The organism is Pengzhenrongella sp., assembly GCF_036565025.1.
Lineage (GTDB): Bacteria > Actinomycetota > Actinomycetes > Actinomycetales > Cellulomonadaceae > Pengzhenrongella.
Map to the genome: position 1 here is coordinate 1 of NZ_DATCNW010000001.1, position 1,944 is coordinate 1,944.

A 1,944-nucleotide genomic window follows, 5' to 3' on the forward strand; every position below is an offset into this window, starting at 1 on the left:
TCCGAGCGTTGACGTCCTATAGGACGTCAACGCTCGGACGCTGCGGGTCTTTTTGCCCGACCCGCTCAATACGGACGAACAGCTGGCGGCTACCCGCGACGAGGAGCCGGATGTGCGGGAGGGGTCAGGGCTGGAGGTCGAGGGCCAGGTCGAGGATCGGGGAGGAGTGGGTGAGGGCGCCGACGGAGAGATAGTCGACACCGGTCGCGGCGACCTCCGCGGCGCGGTCGAGCGTGAGGTTGCCGGTCGCCTCGAGCTCGATGGGGCCCCGGGTCGCCTCCAGGGCGCGGACCGCGGCGACCACGTGGGCGAGCAGCGGGGTCGCCATGTTGTCCAGCAGCAGGAAGGTGGCGCCCGCCGCCACGGCCTCGAGCGCCTGGTCCAGGGTGTCCGCCTCGACCTGCACGACGACGTCCGGGAACCGCTCGCGCACCGCGGCGACCGCTCCGGCGACGGATCCGGCAGCGACCACGTGGTTGTCCTTGACCATCGCGACGTCGTACAGGCCGAGGCGCTTGTTGGTGCCGCCGCCGCAGCGCACCGCGTACTTCTCCAGCGCGCGCAGCCCAGGGGTGGTCTTGCGGGTGTCGAGCACGCGGGCCCCCGAGCCGGCGAGCGCGTCCGCCCAGCGCCGGGTGTGGGTCGCGACGCCCGACGCGCGACTGGCCAGGTTCAGCAGGGTCCGCTCGGCGACGAGCAGAACCTGCACCCGGCCCGTGAGCACCGCGAGGACCTCGCCCGGTCCGACCGCGGCGCCGTCGGGCACCACGAGGTCGACGACGGCGACCGGCAGCGCGAGGCGCTCCGCGACCTGGTTCAGCACCTCGGCGACGACGACGAGGCCGGCGACGACGCCGGCCTCGCGCGCGACCAGGTGCGCGACGCCGGTCGCCGTGGTCGGCACCGTGGCCTGCGTGGTCACGTCGCGCCCCGGGGCGGCCCCGAGGTCCTCGTCGAGCGCGCGCCCGACGGCGTCCCGGATCCAGCCGGGGTCGAGCCCAGGAATTGCGAGCGATTCGGAAGCGGCAAAGGCCGACTGGAAGGTCACCCGGACACGCTACCGGCCGCCCGCCCCCACCCCGATCCCCCGACCCCAGCCATCGCGACGCACGCGAGTGTGGGCATTCGGCTGTCAATCCGGGGATTTAGACAGCCAAACGGCCGCACTCGCGAAGGAGTCGAGAGCTTGCGGAGTCTGGTGGGGTCGGTGCGGGTGATGAGCGGCTCGCCCGCGGGGTGGAGGCGAGCTCGCTCGAGTTCGCCGTTTTCCGGTGAGTTCGCCGGTTCAGACCGGCGAACTCACCATCGAAACGGCGAACTCGAGCCCGGGCACGGGCGTCGCGAAGCGTCGCTGGCGGAGGCCGCGGCCAAGGCAGGGGCGGGGGCACGGGCAGGGGCCGATTTCAGGGAACCGAATCAGATCCGCACGGTTGGCGTTCCCGCGGGAACGCCCGCCCCGGGCGGTCCCGCATCCCAGAACCCCCGTAACTCGCCAACTTCCGCAGCCACGCACGCGAGTGCGGGCGTTTGGCTGTCAATCCGGGGATTTAGACAGCCAAACGCCCGCACTCGCGCGGATCGCTCGTCGGTTGGGTCAGCTCCAGGTGGGAACGGGTGGGCGCTCGATGCCCGACCGAGACCGGGCTCGCGGATCGCGCTGGTCCGGAATCAGTCCAGGGGGGTGGGGATCATGCGGAGCTCGCCGTCGGGGTCGAGGTGGGCGGTCAGGCGCAGGCGCCAGGCGTCGTCGGGGGCGGGGAAGTCGGAGCGGAAGTGACCGCCGCGGCTCTCGGTGCGCAGCAGCGCGGCCTCGGTGAGCAGGGTCGCGACCTGGTGCACGTTCGTGGTCTCCCACTCCGCGACCTGCGGCGCCGCGACGACGCCGGCGGCGACGTGGGCGTCGGTCCGCACGGCCGCGAGGTCGGCGGCCGCGCGAGCCAGCCC

The 1,944-nt window shown here is 73.1% G+C and carries 1 protein-coding gene and 1 pseudogene; both read right to left on the reverse strand.

All coding sequences use genetic code 11. The features are described 5' to 3' along the window. Positions 1-124: 124 nt before the first annotated feature. The gene (nadC, locus tag VIM26_RS00005) at positions 125-1,048 is read right to left on the reverse strand and encodes a carboxylating nicotinate-nucleotide diphosphorylase (protein ID WP_331948248.1); all 924 of its coding nucleotides are present in this window, start codon (positions 1,046-1,048) and stop codon (positions 125-127) included. A gap of 620 nt (positions 1,049-1,668) precedes the next feature. After that, positions 1,669-1,944, reverse strand: a pseudogene (locus VIM26_RS00010) (L-aspartate oxidase); the annotation flags it as partial.